We start from the raw sequence: 927 nt of genomic DNA on the forward strand, positions 1-927 counted from the left end.
GGTCACGGAGCAGCGCCCATGCCTGCTGGGGGTAGCCTGCGGCAAAAGCGGCCTGTGCGGCGGCTATGCGCGCACTCCACACACTCATGACTGCTGCCTCTGGCTGGCCTGCCAGACGTGTTGCGGGGTCTTCCCCCGCTGTGCCCAGACTGTCACGCGCCTTGCGCCATGCCTGCAAAAGCTGGGGGGCGGGTGCGTCCCGCAGGCCAAGCCAGAGCCAGTCCTCCCCCTGCTGCACAGACGCACTGGGGAGGGGAGCAGGCAGCCCCACTGGTACGGGCTCGGCGGCCAGTGCCTCCAGCACCGGGCCTGCTGGGGTGGTGGTCATGAGCAGTTGTGCCGAATCCGCAGCCACCACCAGCCCCAGCACGCTCGGGCGCACGGCATACCCCACGCCTGCATGCGGTGGTGGGGGCTGCTCGGCCTGCCGGGTGGTGGCCACAAACAACCTGCCCCCTGTCACGGGGTCGGGCAGGGTAATCACCCGTCCCGGCTGGCTTTGGGCAAACAGCATGCGGGCAGGCTCTGGCTGCATATGCGCCACATGCAGGTCGTGCGGGGGGCTGCACCGCCCCGGAGCACCTTTACCCGCCACACACAGCAGCCACCCCGCCTTCTGCCGTTCCACCACAATGGCTGGGTGCTCGGGCAGATACAGCCGCAGCAGGGTTGCGCCGTTCAGGGCCACGCTTTCGCGCCGGTCAAACAGCCCGCCCTGGGCAGGCAGGTGGAACAGGGCGGGCAAAGCGTGGTCCACCACCACCATAAGCTCCGGCCCGGACCAGAACGCCGCCAGCCCCACACCAGTGTCGGCTGGCAAAAACAGGGCTGGTGCAACATCAGCCACACGCGGCAGGGTATCGGCCTGCACGCCGGTTACGGGCTGGGCGTGCAATCCGTCCGAGCGGGCCACATCCTGCACTGCGG

General features: G+C 69.1%; 1 pseudogene. It reads right to left on the reverse strand.

The window, feature by feature from the left end:
• Nucleotides 1–913 (reverse strand): annotated as a pseudogene (locus tag JCM25146_RS16025) (hypothetical protein); the annotation flags it as partial.
• Nucleotides 914–927: the final 14 nt, after the last annotated feature.

Source organism: Acetobacter okinawensis JCM 25146, from assembly GCF_000613865.1.
In the GTDB taxonomy this organism is placed as follows: domain Bacteria; phylum Pseudomonadota; class Alphaproteobacteria; order Acetobacterales; family Acetobacteraceae; genus Acetobacter; species Acetobacter okinawensis.